Raw genomic sequence first — 17,766 nt, forward strand, 5'->3', positions numbered from 1 at the left:
TCAGATCGTCTGCGCATCAAGCACAGTCCAGGCGAAAGAGCGATTTGTATGAAAATCGTCTGACGCGGAGGAATGTGCATGCCCACCTCGACCTCACCACGTGTTCTCCGCCCCCGCGCGGGCGCCACTGTCATCCTCACCGCCCTCGCCGCGGCGGGCGTGTCGTGGGTGGTGGCACCGACCGCGGCCGCCCAGGGGGAGAACGGCGACATCCTGATCCAGCCCGTGGGCGACCACTCCGAAGACGGCACCGACGACGCCCCGGTGGTGTGCAAGTTCAGGCTGGACGCCGTCAACTTCGACTCGCTTCCCCTCATCGCCTACACCATCACCCCGCTGCCTCCGCTGCCCAGCGCGGCCACCACCGCCGGCACCATCCAGCTCGGCGGGGGCGCCGGTCGCACGGACGTCATCGGGCTGGCCGACGGGAAGTACACGCTCGGCTGGATCGTGGGCACGCCCAGCAGCACCACCAAGCAGAAGATCTTCCGGGTCAGCTGCCACGGCAGGAGGCACGACGAGCGGCCCGGGCCGGGCGGTCAGATCACCGACGACCACCGCGACGACGGCGCCTGGGGCCGGGGCGCCCACAACGACCCGCGCGGCGGCGTGCACGCGGGCGGCGGCGGCCTGATCGACAAGGCCGCGGCCTACACGCCGGTGGCCGCCGCGGGCGCCGTGGGCCTCACCGCGATCGGCGGTGCCGTGTACTTCCGGCGCAGCCGCCGACGGCCCCATGGCGCCGCGTAGGCGGAGGAGAAGGCCCTGGTACCGGACCCGCGCCTACCGCCTCACCAGGACGGCCCTGCTGGTCACCGTCCTGGTGACGGTCACCGGCCGGTGCGGGGGGCACGGCGGGGCCGCCGGGGGCGGCGGCCCCGACGCCGCGGCGGCCGCCGGGCCGGGATCCGCGCGGTCCGACGGGCGCCCCACTCCCCCGCCCCGCCCGCTGCCCCGCTCCCGGCCGACCTCCTTCCGCATCCCCTCGCTGAGGATCGCGGCCCCGGTCGAGGGCGTCCGGCTGGACCAGGACGGGCGTCTTCGGACACCGCCCGTCGACCGGCCCAAGCTGGTCGGCTGGTACGAGGGCGGCGCCACGCCCGGGGAGTCCGGCACCGCGGTCGCCGTGGGCCACCGCGACACCACCACCGGTCCCGCCGTTTTCGCGGCGCTCGCCTTCGTCAAACCCGGCAAAACCGTCGAGGTGCGCCGCGCCGACGGCCGTACCGCCGTGTACACCGTGGACCGGGTGAAGGTCTTCGACAAGACGGGCTTTCCGGACGGGGAGGTCTACGGCCGTACCCGGCGCCCGGAGCTGCGGGTGCTGACCTGCGGCGGCTTGTACAGCCGGCGGACCGGCTACACGAGCAACGTGGTGGTCTTCGCCCACCTGACCGCGACCAGGTGACCGGCCGTGCCGCACGAGTCTTCCCCCCGCCGGGCACATTCCGTTAACTTCCGTGACCGACAGGCCCCGTCCGACCCGCACGGGGCCTTCGGACCACGGAGCGGCGTAGCTCCGGACAGTCCCCGGGGGCGGCAGCCATGACACGCGCCATCGCACTGCACGACGTGAGCAAGGCCTACGCACGCGGCCCACGCGTGGTCGACGGGCTCTCGCTGGACATCGCGCCCGGCGAGTTCCTGGTCCTGCTCGGGCCGTCCGGCTGCGGCAAGTCCACCGTGCTGCGGATGATCGCCGGGCTGGAGGACATCGACGAGGGCGAGCTGCTGCTCGACGGCGAGTACGCCAACGACTGGCTGCCCTCCGAGCGCCGCATGGCCATGGTCTTCCAGAACTTCGCCCTCTATCCGAACATGACCAGCGCCGACAACATCGGCTTTCCGCTGCGCATCGAGGACCCCGGCGCCGACCCCCGCCCGCGGGTCGGCGCCACCGCCCGCATGCTCGGCATCGAGGAACTGCTCGACCGCTTCCCGAGCCAGCTGTCCGGCGGTGAGCGGCAGCGGGTGGCGATGGGCCGGGCCATCGCCCGCCGCCCGTCGGCGTTCCTGATGGACGAGCCGCTGTCCAACATCGACGCCAAGCTGCGCAACCACCTGCGCGCCGAGATCTCCCAGCTCACCCGGGAGCTCGGCGTCACCACGGTGTACGTCACCCACGACCAGACCGAGGCGATGTCGCTGGGCGACCGGGTCGCCGTGCTGCGCGGGGGAGTGCTCCAGCAGGTCGGCACCCCGCGCACCGTCTACGCACTGCCCCGCAACGTCTTCACCGCCGCCTTCATCGGCACCCCGCGCATCAACCTGCTGCGCGGTCTGGTGCGGGCCCCGCTGGACGGCGCCATGACCATCAGCCTGGGCAAGCAGGCCCTGCGGCTGCCCGAACCCCTCTCGCTGGACCACCAGTTGCTGCGCGTGCAGCAGGGCCGCGAGGTGATCGTCGGGCTGCGCTCGGAGGCGGTCCGCATCGCCAAGCACAGCGCGGCCCGGCCGGGCGAGGTCGCGCTCACCGGTCTCGTGGAGCACGTGGAGTTCCAGGGCCACGAGATGCTCGTCCACTTCAACACCGGCTCCCTGCCCGCCGTCGTACCCGAGCTGGAGGCCCCGCGCCCCGCCGCCCGGCCGGTGCGGCGGCGCCGCAGAGAGGGACCGAAGGTGCTGGACCGGCTGCTGGAGCGGGCCGGCGCGCGGCGGGCCGGACCCGTGGTGACGCTCGGCCACCCCGGGGACGCCGAGCCCGAACCCGAGCCCGCGCCCCCGGAGGGCCGGCTCCCCGGCGACCTGGTGGTCCGCACCACCCCCGACCTCCGGCTGCACCACGGCATGCAGGTCCCGCTCCTGGTGGACCTCGCCCATCTCTTCGTCTTCGACCAGCAGGGAGAGCGCATCTGCCCGTCCCCGGACCGGCTGCCCGACCTGGACGAGTGAGCCCCGGCACAGGGACGCGTGAGCACCGCCCGCCCCGGCGATGATGTCCTGGTACCTCTGGCGCCAGAAAACTAACACCGCTAGTTTGTGTGCCGGACGACGCAGACCCGCCGGGAGGAAGCAGCATGAAGGCACACGACGGCCTCTACATCGACGGCGCCTGGCGCCCCGCCGGGACCACGGACGTCATCGAGGTCGTGAACCCCGCCGACGAGCAGGTCATCGCGAGCGTGCCGGCCGGCGGTGCCCTCGACGTCGACACCGCCGTACGCGCCGCGCGCGCCGCCCTGCCCGGCTGGTCGGCCACGCCCCCGGCCGAGCGCGCCGCCCGCCTGAGCGCCCTGCGGGACGTCCTCGCGGCCCGCAAGGACGAGATCGCCGAGACGGTCACCGCCGAACTGGGCTCCCCGCTGCAGTTCTCCCAGGCCGTGCACGCGGCGGTGCCGATCGCGGTGGCCGGCTCCTACGCCGAGCTGGCCGCGACCCACTCCTTCGAGGAGAAGGTCGGCAACTCCACCGTCCTGCACGAGCCCGTCGGCGTGGTCGGCGCGATCACGCCCTGGAACTACCCCCTGCACCAGATCGTCGCCAAGGTGGCCCCCGCACTCGCCGCCGGCTGCACGGTGGTCCTCAAGCCCGCCGAGGACACGCCGCTCACCGCGCAGCTCTTCGCCGAGGCCGTGCACGAGGCGGGCGTGCCCGCCGGTGTGTTCAACCTGGTCACCGGGCTCGGCCCGGTCGCCGGCCAGGCCCTCGCCGAGCACCCCGACGTCGACCTGGTCTCCTTCACCGGCTCCACGGCCGTGGGCCGGCGGATCGGCGCGGTGGCCGGCGGAGCCGTCAAGAAGGTGGCCCTCGAACTCGGCGGCAAGTCCGCCAACGTCATCCTGCCGAGCGCCGACCTCGCCAGGGCGGTCAACGTCGGCGTCGCCAACGTGATGTCCAACTCCGGCCAGACGTGCAGCGCCTGGACCCGCATGCTGGTCCACCGCGACCAGTACGACCAGGCCGTCGAGCTGGCCGCCGCGGCCGCCGCCAAGTACGGCGACCGCATCGGGCCCCTGGTCAACGCCAAGCAGCAGCAGCGGGTGCGCGGTTACATCGAGAAGGGCGTCGCCGAGGGCGCCCGGCTGGTCGCGGGCGGCCCCGAGTCCCCGCGCGAGAAGGGCTATTACGTCAGCCCGACGGTGTTCGCCGACGTCACCCCCGAGATGACGATCGCGCAGGAGGAGATCTTCGGCCCCGTCCTGTCGATCCTGAGGTACGACGACGAGGAGGACGCCCTGCGCATCGCCAACGGCACGGTCTACGGCCTCGCGGGCGCCGTGTGGGCCGGCGAGGAGTCCGAGGCGGTGGCCTTCGCCCGGCGCATGGACACCGGCCAGGTCGACATCAACGGCGGCCGGTTCAATCCGCTGGCCCCCTTCGGCGGCTACAAGCAGTCCGGGGTCGGCCGCGAACTCGGCGCGCACGGACTCGGCGAGTACCTCCAGACCAAGTCCCTCCAGTTCTAAGGAAGTACGCGACCCATGGCCGTACGAGCCGCCGTCCTGCCCGCCATCGGCGCACCCCTGGAGATCACCGGCATCGAGCTGCCCGACCCGGGCCCCGGACAGGTCCGGGTCCGCCTCGCCGCCGCCGGGGTCTGCCACTCCGACCTCTCCCTGTCCAACGGCACCATGCGCGTCCCGGTCCCGGCCGTCCTCGGCCACGAGGGCGCCGGCACGGTCGTGGCCGTCGGCGAGGGCGTCGCGCAGGTCGCCGAGGGCGACCCCGTCGTCCTCAACTGGGCCCCGTCCTGCGGAAGTTGCCATGCCTGCACGCTCGGCGAGGTGTGGCTGTGCGCCAACGCCCTGAACGGCGCCGCCGACGTCTACGCCCGCACCGCCGACGGCACCGACCTGCACCCCGGCCTGAACGTCGCCGCGTTCGCCGAGGAGACCGTCGTCTCCGCGTCCTGCGTGCTGCCCCTGCCGCAGGGCGTCCCCCTCACCGACGCCGCCCTCCTCGGCTGCGCCGTCCTCACCGGCTACGGCGCCGTCCACCACTCGGCGCGGGTCCGCGAGGGCGAGACGGTGGCGGTGTTCGGCGTGGGCGGGGTCGGCCTCGCCACCCTCCAGTCGGCCCGCATCGCGGGCGCGTCGCGGATCATCGCCGTCGACGTCTCCCCGGCGAAGGAGGAACTCGCCCGCGCCGCCGGCGCCACCGACTACGTCCTCGCCTCGGAGAACACCGCCCGGGAGATCCGCGCCCTCACCGGCAAGCAGGGCGTCGACGTCTCCGTCGAGTGCGTGGGCCGCGCGGTGTCGATCCGCGCCGCCTGGGAGTCCACCCGCCGGGGCGGCCGTACGACGGTCGTCGGCATCGGCGGCAAGGACCAGGAGGTCACCTTCAACGCCCTGGAGATCTTCCACTGGGGCCGCACCCTGTCCGGCTGCGTCTACGGCAACAGCGACCCGGCACGCGACCTGCCGGTGCTCGCCGAGCACGTACGGCAGGGCCGCCTGGACCTCTCCGCGCTCGTCACCGAACGCATCGCCCTCGACGGCATCCCGGCCGCCTTCGAGAACATGCTCGCGGGCAAGGGCGGCCGCGCACTGGTGGTCTTCTGACGGCTCAGCCGACCTTCTCGGACGTCTCCGGGCGCGGCTCCTCGCCGGCCGCGACCCGGACCGTCCGGCCCCCACGCGCCCTGGACCGCGACACCGCCACCCCCGCGAGACACAGCACACCGCCGCCCAGCGTCAGCACGCCCGGCACCTCGCCGAGCACCAGCCAGGACATCAGCACCACCAGTGCGGGCACGGCGTACGTCGTCGCGCCCATCCGGCTGGCGGTGGTGCGGGCCAGGGCGTAGGCCCACGTGGTGAAGGCGAGCGCGGTCGGGAAGACGCCGAGATAGACCATGCCGAGGGTGGCCGGCAGCGGCGCGTGCGCGGCCTGGTGCGCGAGCTGCCCGGCGAACGGCAGACACGCCACCGCCCCCACCAGACACCCGAACGTCGTCACCTGCAGCGCGCTCGCCCGCCCCAGGGCCGGCTTCTGCGCGACGACTCCGGCGGCGTACGCCACGGCGGCGAGCAGGCACAGCACCACGCCGAGCACGGAGGCTCCGCCGCCGCCCGACATCGACAGGCCCACGGTCACCGCGCCGGCGAACGACACGCCCATGCCCGCCAGCAGCCGCGGCGGCATCGGATCGCCGAGCAGCCGGGCGCCGAGCAGGGCGATCAGCAGCGGGCCGATGTTCACCACGAGGGCCGCGGTGCCGGCGTCCACCTGCTGCTCGCCCCAGTTGAGGACGACCATGTAGAACCCGAACCACAGCAGCCCGGACAGCAGGATGCCGCGCCAGGCCTCCCTGGGCGGCAGCCCCTCCCGGCGCACCGCCCATAGGACCCCCAGCGCCAGCGCCCCCGACGCCAGCCGCCCGAGGGCCAGCGCACCGGGGGCATACTCCTGCCCCGCACTCCGGATCGCCACGAAGGCCGACGCCCACAGCACGACGGTGACGACGGCCGCGGCGGCGGGGAGGAGGCGGTGACGTGGGGCGGTGTTCATCATGCTCCCGAGGTTAGGTGTGGCGTGGTGTCGTGGCTGGCGGAAACCGGACACTGGCCCGGGGGACCCGCACCCGGCAACGGGCAGAACCCTCACTCTGGTCAGCCGGATTCAGCACAGCTCTTCCCGCGAGATGCCGAGCAGCGCCGACAACTCCCGCTCCCCCGACGGGGTCACCTTCACCGCCCGCTCGGAGCCGATCCGCACACACCACCCCGTCTTCAGCGCGTGCCGGCACAGCGCGGCCCCCGCCGCGCCCGCGAGATGGGGCCGCCGCTCGGTCCAGTCCAGGCACGCACGGGCCAGCGGACGCCGGCCCGGGACCTCGAGCGGGATCCCCGCCGCGCCGAACCACTCCAGCCCCGCGTCCGTCAGCGCGAACCCCGTGTCCTGCCGCAGCAGCCCCCGCAGGGTCAGCGCATCGGTGACGGCGATCCCGAGGCGCCCCGCGAGATGGTCGTAGCAGGTACGGCCCCGGGCCATGGCCGATCCGGCACTCGACTCGCGCAGGCTGCGCGGAGCCCGCCGTCCGGCCGCCGGAGGCAGCTGCGCCACGAGGTCCTCCACGAGCTGCGCCACATGCGCGCCGGCGAGCCGAACGTACCGGTGCCGGCCCTGCCGTTCCTCCGCGATCAGGCCTCCGGCGACCAGCCTGCCCAGATGCTCGCTGAGCGTCGACGCGGCGACCCCGGCGTGCCGGGCCAGCTCGCCGGCGGTCCAGGCCCGCCCGTCGAGCAGGGCCAGCAGGCACGTGGCCCGGGTCTCGTCGGCGATCAGTGAGGCCAGCGCGGCGAGGCCCGCGGCCTGCGGATCCTTGGCGGTCATAGGTCCAGCATGCGGCAGGGACACTTCGGTCCGCGCCGAATCATCGCCGGACGCTCTGCCGTACCTGCGCGTACTGCTGCGCCAGCCCGTCCAGCAGCGCCGTAAGACCCGTCTCGAAGGCCCGCTCGTCGATCTTCTCCTGCTGCTCGGCGAGCAGATGGGCCTGGCCGAGATGAGGGTAGTCGGCGGGGTCGTACGCGCTCGCGTCGTCCACGAAGCCCCCGGCGAAGGAGCCCAGCGCGGAGCCCATGATGAAGTACCGCATCAGCGCGCCGATGGAGGTCGCCTGGGCCGGCGGCCAGCCGGCGTCGACCATCGCGCCGTAGACCGCGTCGGCGAGCCGCAGCGCGGCCGGCCTGCGGCCGGGGCCGCGCGCCAGGACCGGGACGATGTTCGGGTGGTCGCGCAGGGCGGCCCGGTAGGAGACGGCCCAGTCGTGCAGTGCGGTGCGCCAGTCGCGGCCGTCCTCGAACATCGACAGGTCCACCAGGGAACTGACCGAGTCGGCGACCGCCTCCAGGATGTCGTCCTTGGTGCGGAAGTGGTTGTAGAGCGAGGGCCCGCTGACTCCCAGCTCGGCGGCGAGCCGGCGGGTGGAGACGGCCGCCAGTCCCTCCCGGTCCACGAGGTCCCGGGCCGTCTCGACGATCCGGTCGGTGCTGAGGAGGGGCTTGCGCGGTCGGGCCATGGCGCACATAGTAGGGCTGCGGCTGGAAACTAGCAGTGCTAATTTAAATGTACGTCTTTCAAGATCTGGCTCGGATTCCTTCCCGGATCCGTTCTTCTGTGGGGTGATCGCGTGGTGAACCTGGAGCTGAGCGAGGAGCAGGCCGCGGTACGGCAGCTCGCCCGGGACTTCGTGCAGCGCGAGATAGCCCCGCACGTCGTGGAGTGGGACCGCGCCGAGGAGGTCGACCGGGGCATCGTGAAGAAGCTCGGCGAGGTCGGCTTCCTCGGGCTGACCGTCGACGAGGAGTACGGCGGCTCGGGCGGCGACCACCTGGCGTACTGCCTGGTCACCGAGGAGCTGGGCCGCGGCGACTCCTCGGTGCGCGGGATCGTGTCCGTGTCCCTCGGGCTCGTCGCCAAGACGATCGCCGCCTGGGGGAGCGAGGAGCAGAAGCGGCGCTGGCTGCCGGGGCTGACCGCCGGCGAGTACGTCGGCTGCTTCGGCCTGACCGAGCCGGGCACCGGCTCGGACGCGGGTAACCTCGCCACCCGTGCCGTACGCGACGGCGACGACTACGTCGTCAACGGCACCAAGATGTTCATCACCAACGGCACCTGGGCCGACGTCGTCCTGCTCTTCGCCCGCTCCACCGACGCCCCCGGCCACAAGGGCGTCTCCGCCTTCCTGGTGCCCACCGACACCCCCGGCCTGACCCGCCGCACCATCCACGGCAAGCTCGGCCTGCGCGGCCAGGCCACCGCCGAACTCGTCCTCGAAGACGTCCGGGTGCCCGCGTCCGCGATGGTCGGCGAGGAGGGCAGGGGATTCTCCGTGGCCATGTCCGCGCTGGCCAAGGGGCGGATGTCGGTGGCCGCGGGCTGCGTCGGCATCGCCCAGGCCGCACTGGACGCGGCCGTGCGCTACGCCGGTGAGCGCGAGCAGTTCGGCAAACCCATCGCCCGGCACCAGCTGGTGCAGGAGCTGATCAGCGATATCGCCGTCGACGTGGACGCCGCCCGGCTGCTCACCTGGCGGGTCGCCGATCTGATCGACCGCGGCCGGCCCTTCGCCGTCGAGGCCTCCAAGGCCAAGCTGTTCGCCTCCGAGGCCGCCGTCCGCGCCGCCAACAACGCCCTGCAGGTCTTCGGCGGCTACGGCTACATCGACGAGTACCCGGCCGGCAAGCTCCTGCGCGACGCCCGCGTGATGACCCTCTACGAGGGCACCAGCCAGATCCAGAAGCTGCTCATCGGCCGTGCCCTGACCGGGGTGTCGGCGTTCTGAGTAGCCGGTCTGAGTATCCGCGCGGATGTGGCGCGGGCCACGTCCGCCGATGCTCTTCCCATGAGTGACACACCGGTCAAGCAGCAGAGCACGGCCGCCTTCTACGGCCAGGCCGTCGCCTCCTTCGCGGTCGCCATGTCGGCCACGGCCATCGGCATCTACCAGCTGGACACCAGCGCCTGGGTCCGGGGCTTCCTCGCGATCGCGGTCCTGTACCTGGTCACCTCCGCCTTCACCCTCGCCAAGGTGATCAGGGACCGCCAGGAGGCCGGGCAGATCGTCAGCCGGGTCGACCAGGCCCGGCTGGAGAAGCTCCTCGCCGAGCACGACCCCTTCGAGAAGCTCTGAGGGCACGATCCGGACAGCCACGCTAAGCGCTCGCTCACCGTCGGCGGTATGGTGGTGCTCCTGTCACCGAGAGGGGCGAGCAAGCGATGAGTACGGCGGAGGAGACGACCGGCGGCGAAGTGGAGCCGTGGGAAGAGGTCACCCCGGACGCGGCCCGGCGGCTGCTCGTCGCCGCCGTGGAGGCCTTCGCCGAGCGCGGCTACCACGCGACGACCACCCGCGACATCGCGGGCCGTGCCGGCATGAGCCCGGCCGCGCTCTACATCCACTACAAGACCAAGGAAGAGCTGCTCCACCGGATCAGCCGGATCGGCCACGACAAGGCCCTCGACATCCTGCGCACCGCCGCGCGGCGGGAGGGCACCGCCACCGAGCGGCTGGCCGGCGCGGTCAGCTCCTTCGTCCGCTGGCACGCGGGGCGGCGCACCACCGCGCGGGTCGTGCAGTACGAGCTGGACGCGCTCGGCCCCGAGGCCCGCGCGGAGATCGTCGCGCTGCGCCGGCAGGTCGACGCCGAGGTGCGCGGGATCATCGAGGACGGCGTCGCCTCGGGCGAGTTCGACGTGCTGGACGTCCAGGGCACCACGCTCGCCGTGCTGTCGCTGTGCATCGACGTGGCCCGCTGGTTCAACGTGGACGGCCCGTTCACCCCCGAGGAGGTCGGCGCGCTCTACGCCGACCTCGTGCTCCGGATGGTCGGGGTCAAGTAGCCCCGGCGGCTACAGGTAGTACCGGGCCACCGACTCCGCGACGCACACCGGCTTGTCGCCGCCCTCGCGCTCGACGGTGAACGCGACGCTCACCTGCACGCCGCCGGTGACGTCCTCCACGCCGGTGATCTTCGCGGTGGCGCGCAGCCGGGAGCCGACCGGCACGGGGGCGGGGAAGCGGACCTTGTTGGTGCCGTAGTTCACGCCCATCTTCACGCCCTCGACCCGGATCAGCTGCGGTCCGAAGAACGGCAGCAGCGAGAGGGTCAGGTAGCCGTGGGCGATGGTCGTCTTGAACGGTCCCGCGGCGGCCTTCTCCGGGTCCACGTGGATCCACTGGTGGTCGCCGGTGGCCTCGGCGAACAGGTCGATGCGCTTCTGGTCCACCTCCAGCCAGTCGGTGTACCCCAGCTGCTCGCCGACGGCGGCCTTCAGCTCGTCGGGGGAGGTGAAGGTCCTCGGTTCTGCCATGTCCCGGCCTCTCGCTCGCGTCTCGCTCCTGCTCTAAGCAACTGCTTAGCATGGTCGGGCGCGGGGCCTCTGTCAACGGCACGCTGCCGCTAGGCTCTGAGGAGTGCCGCAGATTCCTGAGAAGATCCATGAGCTGACCGTCGGCCAGTTGTCCGCGCGCAGCGGCGCCGCGGTGTCCGCGCTGCACTTCTACGAGTCCAAGGGCCTGATCAGCAGCCGCCGCACATCCGGCAACCAGCGCCGGTACAGCCGCGACACCCTGCGCAGGGTCGCCTTCATCCGGGCGGCCCAGCGGGTCGGCATCCCGCTGGCCACGATCCGCGACGCGCTGGCGGAACTCCCGGAGGAGCGGACGCCGACCCGGGAGGACTGGGCGCGGCTGTCCGAGAAGTGGCGCTCGGAACTCGACGAACGCATCAAGCAGCTGAACCGCCTGCGCGACCACCTGACCGACTGCATCGGCTGCGGGTGCCTCTCGCTGGAGAACTGCGTGCTGTCCAACCCGGACGACGTGTTCGGCGAGCGGCTGACCGGATCGCGGTTGCTGGCCGAGGGACGGTGAGGCCCGGCCGCGGAGGAGGGGGTGCAGCCCCGGCCGACCGCACCTCACTCGTACTCGGTGCCGCCCTTGCGCGTCAGATAGGCCGGACTGACCGCCTTGGCGATCGCCCGCCCCCCGGTCACCGCGCTGTACCGCTCCACGGCGGGCCGTATCACCACGCCCTCCCGCAGATGCAGCCCCCGCCCGGACACCGTCTCCCGGCCACTCGCGAACTCCAGCACCCGCTCGATGCCGTACGGCCCCGCGTACAGCCGCGGCACCACCGGCAGCTCCCCCTCCAGCAGCTGCGCCGCGTCCAGCCAGCGCACGGTGCCGTCCACCTCGGCCGATACGTCGAACGCCGCATACCCCAGCGTGTCCCGCCGCCCGTCGGCGCCGTACGACAGGTCCTGCACCCCCGCGCCGTACACCTCCCCGAAGATGCCGACGCGCGAGGCGCCCAGCCGCTCGCAGAGCCTCGCCGCCGCCTCGGCGACGCCGTGCCCGCGCACCGCCCGCCAGTACAGGTTCCGCGGATCCTCCTTCAGGGCGAGCGACTTGGCGCCGAAGCCCTTGGAGGACACGAACACCCGTCCCTCGTCGGCGACATGGGTCAGCAGGCAGGCCGAGCCGTGCAGCTTCTCCGTCAGCACGACCGGCTCGCCCGGTGCGAAGATGTCCGGGTAGCGCTGGATGTTCTCGATGTCGACCCACGGCAGCAGACCCGGCGCGGACTCCACCTCGCCGTCCATGGTCGGCGGGACCGGCGGCACCCACTTGGTGATGCCCAGCCGCTCGGCGAAGTCCGTGCCCTCGGCCGCCGCCCGCGCCAGGTCGACGTCCGCCAGCGCCTTCGGCCGGCACACGATCCCCTGCGACAGCTCGCCGCGCAGCCGTACCGCCTTGACCCGGTTGGCCTCGCCGCCCGCCAGCCGCCCGGTCAGCCCCAGCTCCTCGATCAGATCGGGCGGCAGCACGGACTGCTCGGGGATGTAGACGGCGGCCTCACCGGTGCGGTACGCGCCCTTGGCGACGACGGCGCGGTACAGGCCCACCTGGGCCAGTTCCAGCGCGTCGGCGTTCGGATGCTCGTGGACGGTCAGCACTTCGGCGGTGACCCGCAGCGTGGACATGGGACTCCCCGTGGTCATGGGTTCGGTTTCATCGCCTCCACTGTCCGCACGGCAATCGGGTGGAGCGAGCGGATTTGCCGCTGGTAGCGTCGGCCTCTTCGGTCGGCGGCGACGCCGGGCACGGAGTAGTGAACGGGACCGGACTCCCCTGCGCACGCTCGCACTTGCCGCCGCTCTGGCGGATGTCGACACCGTCTTCAACGGCTTCGCCGCCCCCGCCGAGACCGGTTGCGAGCGCTGTTTCACCCCGGAGGAGACGGCCTGCCTGCGCACGCCGCACACCCGCCTTCCGCCCGGCCTGCTGAGCCGCTTCCTGCGCAAGGCGCCGGACCACTTCGAGGACCACGCCGCCGTCATGCGGCGCCTGCTGCCCCAGTGCGCGCACGCGATGGCGGACGGCACCCTGGACGCCGTCGGCTGGGCGCCGCACGGGCTGAGCCGGGTGGACTGGCGGGCCTGGCCGGCCGAGCAGGCAGCGGCCGTCGAGGCGTTCGTGCTCGCCTGGTGGCAGGACGTGCTCGCCGCGTCCGAGCCGCCGTACCGGGCCGAGGACGTCTTCGAGACCTGCGCCTCCATCCTGCGCACCACGACCCCGCTGCTCGAGCACTGGCCGGCCGCTCCGGCCGCCGACGCGCACCTCGTGGACTGCGCCCGGGCCTGGCTGTACGACCTGGTCGACGACGACTGGCCGCTGACCTGGTGGACCCCGGAGGACGAGGCCGCCGGAGTCGCCGAACTCCGGTCCTGGCTCGCCCGGCACGCTCCTGAGCGGCTGCGCGCCCGGGGCGAGACGGACCTGGCGATCCGCGCCCGGCTCGTCGGGCTGCCCTACGACGAGCGCTGGAACGACCCGTCCTGGAGCAGCCCCTCGGCGACCAGCTGAGCGTTGCCGGACGCCCGCCGGCCGTCCGGCAGGAACAGGGTGTCCTCCAGGCCGATCCGGGTGGCCAGGCCGAGCCGGCCGGCCAGCCGCAGTACCGGCCAGGCGCCGCCCTCCTCGCCGTGCAGCAGCACCGGGCGGCCGTGGGCCGGGCCCAGGGCGGCGAGCAGTGAGCGCGCCGAGTCCTCGGCGGTGGCCGGGTCCGGGTCGGTCACCTCGGCGAGGACGCGCAGCACCCTCGGCCCGAGAGGCGAGGCCGTGAACCGGGCCGCGCCGTCGGTGCCGGACCAGATGCCCGCCTCCACGCCCACGCCCAGGGCGAGGAGCTGCCCGGCGACCGCTTCGGCGCCCGGCTCATGCCAGTTGACCGAGGCGAAGTCGGGCAGCACGGACCAGCTGCGCACCCGGGCGAGCCGGGCCGCGGGGTCGGGCTCCGCCCAGGCGCCGGTGGTCACACCGACCGGCACCCGCACCCGGGACCGTATCGCCTCCAGGGTCGCGGCGAGGACGCGCGGGGAGAGACTGTCCCGCCCGCACGGCGTCTTCGGGTGGACGTGCACCTGCGTGGCCCCGGCCGCCACCGCCTCTGCCGCCGAACGGGCCAGCTCCTCGGGCGACAACGGCACCACCGCGCCCTCGGCGGCCGAACGGCTTCCGTTGAGACACACCTGCACCATGCCCCGATGGTGCCAGCCGGCACCGACAACCGGCCGGAACGCCGGCAGCGCAGAGGGCGCGGCACCCCCTGCACGCCCCCTTTTTTTCAAGAAAGTCCCCCGTTGGCCGGCGGCTTGGTGCTCAGGCCGACATCAGCAGTGCCCCCCGGCGGGCGGACTCCAGCGCCCGCGGTGTGAGGACCGGGCGCGGCACGAGGATGCCGCAGTCGGTGCACACCGGACCGGAGGACGGCTCGTGGTCCAGGCCGTACCGCCAGACCAGACGGTCGCCGCCGCAGACCGGGCAGGTGGAGCCCGGTTCCCGGTTCAGCGCGGCGATCAGCCGGCGCAGCACCTCCGCCAGCGGCTCGTGCGGGTGGACCCGCGGGTCGTCGCACCAGGCGACTCCGAAGCCGCCCCAGGTCAGCCGGTGCCAGTCGTCCACGCTGCCCGGCCGGCGCAGCCCGTCGTGCTTCTCCTTCCTGCGCCGCTCGGTGAAGTCGGTCTCGTAGGCGAGCCAGACGGACCGGGCCTCCTCCAGCTCCTCCAGTGCGGCCACGAGCCGCGCCGGGTCGGGGGAGCGGTCCTCGGGCCCGAAGCCCGCCCGGGAGCACAGGTGGTCCCAGGTCGCCCGATGCCCGTAAGGGGCGAACTTCTCAAGGCACTTGCGCAGTGAGTACCGCCGCAGCGCCAGATCGCAGCGCGGATCTCGTACTTGTCTCGCCAGACTCCGGAAACCTGCCATCGCCCTGCACCTCCGTCACACCTGCACCTGTACTTCGGTCACTTCGGCGTCGTCGCACGGACGTCGCCGAATAGACGTATCGACAGGCGATTCGGCTCCATCTCTTCGCGTGGTCTTCTCGTGCGTTCTGCTTGCGGACTCCGGAAAGTGACGCATGTTCATCTTTAAACGCGGGGATACCGGCGGTAACGTTCGGCCACCTCTGTCGCTAGGAGCTGCCATGCCACGGCGAACCCCACGGACCACCCTGGACAGACTGAGAACGTCCCGCCGCTTCACCGGGTTCCTGAAGACGGCGTCCGTATGCGTTCTCGTCGCCGGACTTCTCTCCCCCCTCACCCAGCAGGCGGCCGCCGCCACCGCCACCGCCCCGAACGACTACTGCGGCGGCCAGTGCTCGGACATCCTGCCGCCCGGCGAGAACGGCAACGCCACCCTCGCCCAGATCCTGCTCAACCAGGCCTTCGGCACCCAGCCCTCGCACGCCGAGGACCAGCTGGGTCCGTACGCGAACCTGGCCACCGGCTATCCGGGCCTGACCGACTCGACCGTCAACACGTTCTTCAACGACGCGTCCTTCGGCGTCCCCTCCGACCAGGTCGCCTCCACCGAGAAGCCCGGCGGACGCGGCGACGTCACCATCGTCCGGGACAAGAAGTCCGGTGTGCCGCACATCACAGGCACCACCCGGTACGGCACCGAGTACGGCGCCGGGTACGCGGCGGCCGAGGACCGGCTGTGGCTGATGGACGTCTTCCGGCACGTCGGCCGCGGCCAGTTGACCTCCTTCGCCGGCGGCGCCGCCGCCAACCAGGGCCTGGAGCAGCAGTTCTACCGCAACGCGCCCTACACCGAGGCCGACCTCCAGGCGCAGATCGACAACGCGGTGGCCAGGAACGGAGCCCGCGGGCAGCAGGCCCTCGCCGACGTCAAGGCCTACCTCGACGGCGTCAACGCCTACATCGACGCCTCCGACAGCGGCCGCTACTTCCCCGGCGAGTACGACCTGACCGGCCACAAGGACCCGATCACCAACGCCGGGACCATCGAGCACTTCAAGGTCACCGACCTCGTGGCGCTGGCCTCCGTCATCGGCTCCCTGTTCGGCTCCGGCGGGGGCGGTGAGGTGAACAACGCGCTGTCCCTGCTCGCCGCCCAGCAGAAGTACGGCGTCGAGGAGGGCACCAGGGTCTGGGAGTCCTTCCGCGAGCGCAACGACCCCGAGGCCGTCCTGACCGTCCACGACGGCCGGAGCTTCCCGTACGGCGGCAAACCCGCCGACGCCAAGGGCGAGGCCCTGCCCGACGCCGGCTCGGTCACCCAGGAACCGCTGGTCTACGACCGTACGGGCAGCGCGGCCACCGCCGCCGCCGAGAGCGCCTCGGCCACCGCGGCGAAGACCGCGCTCGGCTCGGCCCGGCGCGGCATGTCCAACGCGCTCGTCGTCAGCGGCAAGTACACCGCCGGCGGCCACCCGATCGCGGTCTTCGGACCGCAGACCGGCTACTTCGCGCCGCAGCTGCTCATGCTCCAGGAGATCCAGGGCCCGGGCATCAGCGCCCGCGGCGCCTCCTTCGCCGGCCTGAGCATGTACGTCGAACTCGGCCGCGGCCAGGACTACTCCTGGAGCGCGACCACCTCCGGCCAGGACATCATCGACACCTACGCCGTCGAGCTGTGCCAGGACGACCACCACTACCTGTACCACGGCGTCTGCACGGCCATGGACGAGGTCGAGCAGAAGAACTCCTGGTCGCCGACCACCGCCGACAGCACCCCGGCGGGGTCGTACACCATGCGGGTGTGGCGGACGAAGTACGGCCCGGTGGAGTACCGCGCGACCGTCGGCGGCAAGAAGGTCGCCTACACCACCCTGCGCTCGTCCTATCTGCACGAGGCCGACTCGATCATCGGCTTCCAGATGCTGAACGACCCCGGCTTCGTCAAGGGCCCCCAGGACTTCCAGGCCGCGGCCCAGCACATCAACTTCACCTTCAACTGGTTCTACGCCGACTCCCGGCACACCGCGTACTACAACAGCGGTGACAACCCGGTCCGGGCGTCCGGCGTCGACGCGGAGTTCCCGGTCTGGGCGCAGCCGGCGTACGAGTGGCGGAACTGGGACCCGGCCACCAACACCGCCGACTACACCCCGGCCTCCGCCCACCCCGGCTCCGTCGACCAGGACTACTACGTCTCCTGGAACAACAAGCAGGCCAAGGACTACACGACCGCGTCCTGGGGCGACGGGTCCGTGCACCGCGGCAACCTGCTCGAGGACCGGGTGAAGAGGCTGGTCGCGGCCGGCGGCGTGACCCGCGCCGAGCTGGTGCAGGCCATGGCCGACGCGGCCCTCGCCGACCTGCGCGCCGAGGACGTGCTGCCGAAGCTGCTGAAGGTGATCGACTCCTCCGCGGTGACCGACCCCACGGCCGCCGCGGCGGTCGCCAAGCTGAAGGCGTGGGCCGGCGCGGGCGCCAAGCGCACCGAGACGTCCGCCGGTTCGCACACCTACGCCGACGCCGACGCGATCCGCATCCTGGACGCCTGGTGGCCGCTGCTGGTCAAGGCGGAGTTCGAACCGGGCCTCGGCAGCGATCTGTACAACGCCTTCACCGGCAACCTGTCCGTCGACGAGGCGCCGTCCGCCGGACACGGCCCGACCGGCTCGCACGCGGGAAGCTCCTTCCAGTACGGCTGGTGGAGCTATGTCGACAAGGACATCCGGGCGGTGCTCGGGGAGGACGTACGCGGCGGCCTCGCCGAGAAGTACTGCGGCAACGGCAGCCTCGGCGCCTGCCGGGACGTCCTGATCAGCACCCTGGACCAGGCGGCCGGGATGACCGCCGCGCAGGTCTACCCGGGCGACGACCAGTGCCCGGCCGGCGACCAGTGGTGCGCCGACTCCATCGTCCAGCGCACCCTGGGCGGCATCAAGCACGGAAAGATCAGCTGGCAGAACCGGCCGACGTTCCAGCAGGTCGTGGAGTACACGTCGCACCGGTGACCAGGCGTGGGCGAACCGGCGCCGGCCCACGGTATGGGCCGGC

18 protein-coding genes are annotated in these 17,766 nt (G+C 72.6%); 11 read left to right on the forward strand and 7 right to left on the reverse strand.

Annotated elements, in window-relative coordinates; all coding sequences use genetic code 11:
* Positions 1-78: 78 nt before the first annotated feature.
* The 5 genes from OG956_RS29025 to OG956_RS29045 all read left to right on the forward strand — a co-directional run bounded on the left by OG956_RS29025 (position 79) and on the right by OG956_RS29045 (position 5,504).
* Positions 79-750 carry a hypothetical protein gene (locus OG956_RS29025; protein WP_330340958.1) on the forward strand — a complete coding sequence of 224 codons (672 nt, stop codon included), beginning with the start codon at positions 79-81 and terminating at the stop codon, positions 748-750.
* Complete coding sequence (locus tag OG956_RS29030) at positions 737-1,408, forward strand: class F sortase (protein WP_330340959.1); 672 nt, start codon at positions 737-739, stop codon at positions 1,406-1,408. The genes OG956_RS29025 and OG956_RS29030 overlap by 14 nt, the downstream gene beginning before the upstream one ends.
* A gap of 137 nt (positions 1,409-1,545) precedes the next feature.
* Positions 1,546-2,892, forward strand: coding sequence for an ABC transporter ATP-binding protein (locus OG956_RS29035; protein ID WP_330340960.1), 1,347 nt, complete (start codon positions 1,546-1,548; stop codon positions 2,890-2,892).
* 125 nt (positions 2,893-3,017) lie between these two features.
* Positions 3,018-4,406: an aldehyde dehydrogenase family protein gene (locus OG956_RS29040; RefSeq protein ID WP_330340961.1), complete on the forward strand. Its 1,389-nt coding sequence runs from the start codon at positions 3,018-3,020 to the stop codon at positions 4,404-4,406.
* A gap of 15 nt (positions 4,407-4,421) precedes the next feature.
* Positions 4,422-5,504, forward strand: coding sequence for a Zn-dependent alcohol dehydrogenase (locus OG956_RS29045; RefSeq protein ID WP_330340962.1), 1,083 nt, complete (start codon positions 4,422-4,424; stop codon positions 5,502-5,504).
* A gap of 4 nt (positions 5,505-5,508) precedes the next feature.
* On the opposite strand, the gene OG956_RS29050 is transcribed toward OG956_RS29045, so the two are convergent.
* The 3 genes from OG956_RS29050 to OG956_RS29060 form a co-directional block, all read right to left on the reverse strand.
* On the reverse strand, positions 5,509-6,453 hold the full coding sequence (locus OG956_RS29050) for a DMT family transporter (RefSeq protein WP_443065697.1): 945 nt from the start codon (positions 6,451-6,453) through the stop codon (positions 5,509-5,511).
* Positions 6,454-6,564: 111 nt separating this feature from the next.
* A complete protein-coding gene (locus OG956_RS29055; protein WP_330340964.1) occupies positions 6,565-7,278 on the reverse strand; it encodes an ArsR/SmtB family transcription factor in 714 nt (237 codons plus the stop codon).
* A 40-nt stretch (positions 7,279-7,318) separates the two neighbouring features.
* Positions 7,319-7,966: a TetR/AcrR family transcriptional regulator gene (locus OG956_RS29060; RefSeq protein WP_330340965.1), complete on the reverse strand. Its 648-nt coding sequence runs from the start codon at positions 7,964-7,966 to the stop codon at positions 7,319-7,321.
* A 114-nt stretch (positions 7,967-8,080) separates the two neighbouring features.
* Between OG956_RS29060 and OG956_RS29065 the strand changes: the two genes are divergently transcribed.
* The 3 genes from OG956_RS29065 to OG956_RS29075 all read left to right on the forward strand — a co-directional run bounded on the left by OG956_RS29065 (position 8,081) and on the right by OG956_RS29075 (position 10,290).
* On the forward strand, positions 8,081-9,232 hold the full coding sequence (locus OG956_RS29065) for an acyl-CoA dehydrogenase family protein (RefSeq protein ID WP_330342980.1): 1,152 nt from the start codon (positions 8,081-8,083) through the stop codon (positions 9,230-9,232).
* A gap of 60 nt (positions 9,233-9,292) precedes the next feature.
* Positions 9,293-9,580 (forward strand): YiaA/YiaB family inner membrane protein, encoded by a 288-nt coding sequence (locus OG956_RS29070; RefSeq protein WP_330340966.1) that lies wholly within the window; start codon positions 9,293-9,295, stop codon positions 9,578-9,580.
* Positions 9,581-9,666: 86 nt separating this feature from the next.
* Positions 9,667-10,290 (forward strand): TetR/AcrR family transcriptional regulator, encoded by a 624-nt coding sequence (locus OG956_RS29075; RefSeq protein ID WP_330340967.1) that lies wholly within the window; start codon positions 9,667-9,669, stop codon positions 10,288-10,290.
* 9 nt (positions 10,291-10,299) lie between these two features.
* Here OG956_RS29075 and OG956_RS29080 read toward each other — a convergent pair whose 3' ends face one another.
* Positions 10,300-10,761 (reverse strand): MaoC family dehydratase, encoded by a 462-nt coding sequence (locus tag OG956_RS29080; protein ID WP_330340968.1) that lies wholly within the window; start codon positions 10,759-10,761, stop codon positions 10,300-10,302.
* Between the two features lie 103 nt (positions 10,762-10,864).
* Here OG956_RS29080 and soxR point away from each other — a divergent pair, with 103 nt between their 5' ends.
* The gene (gene soxR, locus OG956_RS29085) at positions 10,865-11,323 is read left to right on the forward strand and encodes a redox-sensitive transcriptional activator SoxR (protein ID WP_330340969.1); all 459 of its coding nucleotides are present in this window, start codon (positions 10,865-10,867) and stop codon (positions 11,321-11,323) included.
* Positions 11,324-11,367: 44 nt separating this feature from the next.
* Here the strand turns inward: soxR and OG956_RS29090 are convergent, their stop codons facing one another.
* Positions 11,368-12,435, reverse strand: coding sequence for an RNA ligase (ATP) (locus OG956_RS29090; protein WP_330340970.1), 1,068 nt, complete (start codon positions 12,433-12,435; stop codon positions 11,368-11,370).
* Between OG956_RS29090 and OG956_RS29095 the strand changes: the two genes are divergently transcribed.
* Positions 12,416-13,318 carry a hypothetical protein gene (locus OG956_RS29095; RefSeq protein WP_330340971.1) on the forward strand — a complete coding sequence of 301 codons (903 nt, stop codon included), beginning with the start codon at positions 12,416-12,418 and terminating at the stop codon, positions 13,316-13,318. The two genes, OG956_RS29090 and OG956_RS29095, sit on opposite strands and share 20 nt — an antisense overlap.
* On the opposite strand, the gene OG956_RS29100 is transcribed toward OG956_RS29095, so the two are convergent.
* Together OG956_RS29100 and OG956_RS29105 are read right to left on the reverse strand one after the other, a co-directional pair.
* A complete protein-coding gene (locus tag OG956_RS29100) occupies positions 13,264-13,992 on the reverse strand; it encodes a 3-keto-5-aminohexanoate cleavage protein (RefSeq protein ID WP_330340972.1) in 729 nt (242 codons plus the stop codon). The two genes, OG956_RS29095 and OG956_RS29100, sit on opposite strands and share 55 nt — an antisense overlap.
* A gap of 121 nt (positions 13,993-14,113) precedes the next feature.
* Complete coding sequence (locus OG956_RS29105) at positions 14,114-14,716, reverse strand: hypothetical protein (RefSeq protein WP_330340973.1); 603 nt, start codon at positions 14,714-14,716, stop codon at positions 14,114-14,116.
* A gap of 220 nt (positions 14,717-14,936) precedes the next feature.
* Between OG956_RS29105 and OG956_RS29110 the strand changes: the two genes are divergently transcribed.
* A complete protein-coding gene (locus OG956_RS29110) occupies positions 14,937-17,723 on the forward strand; it encodes a penicillin acylase family protein (protein ID WP_330340974.1) in 2,787 nt (928 codons plus the stop codon).
* Positions 17,724-17,766 lie beyond the last annotated feature (43 nt).

It is taken from the genome of Streptomyces sp. NBC_00557 (assembly GCF_036345995.1).
Classification (GTDB): Bacteria; Actinomycetota; Actinomycetes; order Streptomycetales; family Streptomycetaceae; genus Streptomyces.

Bases quoted from the DNA above. Each gene is read 5' to 3' on its own strand.
- OG956_RS29025 (WP_330340958.1), top strand. From the start codon at position 79: ATGCCCACCTCGACCTCACCACGTGTTCTCCGCCCCCGCGCGGGCGCC.
- OG956_RS29030 (WP_330340959.1), top strand. From the start codon at position 737: ATGGCGCCGCGTAGGCGGAGGAGAAGGCCCTGGTACCGGACCCGCGCC.
- OG956_RS29035 (WP_330340960.1), top strand. From the start codon at position 1,546: ATGACACGCGCCATCGCACTGCACGACGTGAGCAAGGCCTACGCACGC.
- OG956_RS29040 (WP_330340961.1), top strand. From the start codon at position 3,018: ATGAAGGCACACGACGGCCTCTACATCGACGGCGCCTGGCGCCCCGCC.
- OG956_RS29045 (WP_330340962.1), top strand. From the start codon at position 4,422: ATGGCCGTACGAGCCGCCGTCCTGCCCGCCATCGGCGCACCCCTGGAG.
- OG956_RS29050 (WP_443065697.1), bottom strand. From the start codon at position 6,453: ATGAACACCGCCCCACGTCACCGCCTCCTCCCCGCCGCCGCGGCCGTC.
- OG956_RS29055 (WP_330340964.1), bottom strand. From the start codon at position 7,278: ATGACCGCCAAGGATCCGCAGGCCGCGGGCCTCGCCGCGCTGGCCTCA.
- OG956_RS29060 (WP_330340965.1), bottom strand. From the start codon at position 7,966: ATGGCCCGACCGCGCAAGCCCCTCCTCAGCACCGACCGGATCGTCGAG.
- OG956_RS29070 (WP_330340966.1), top strand. From the start codon at position 9,293: ATGAGTGACACACCGGTCAAGCAGCAGAGCACGGCCGCCTTCTACGGC.
- OG956_RS29075 (WP_330340967.1), top strand. From the start codon at position 9,667: ATGAGTACGGCGGAGGAGACGACCGGCGGCGAAGTGGAGCCGTGGGAA.
- OG956_RS29080 (WP_330340968.1), bottom strand. From the start codon at position 10,761: ATGGCAGAACCGAGGACCTTCACCTCCCCCGACGAGCTGAAGGCCGCC.
- OG956_RS29090 (WP_330340970.1), bottom strand. From the start codon at position 12,435: ATGTCCACGCTGCGGGTCACCGCCGAAGTGCTGACCGTCCACGAGCAT.
- OG956_RS29100 (WP_330340972.1), bottom strand. From the start codon at position 13,992: ATGGTGCAGGTGTGTCTCAACGGAAGCCGTTCGGCCGCCGAGGGCGCG.
- OG956_RS29105 (WP_330340973.1), bottom strand. From the start codon at position 14,716: ATGGCAGGTTTCCGGAGTCTGGCGAGACAAGTACGAGATCCGCGCTGC.
- OG956_RS29110 (WP_330340974.1), top strand. From the start codon at position 14,937: ATGCCACGGCGAACCCCACGGACCACCCTGGACAGACTGAGAACGTCC.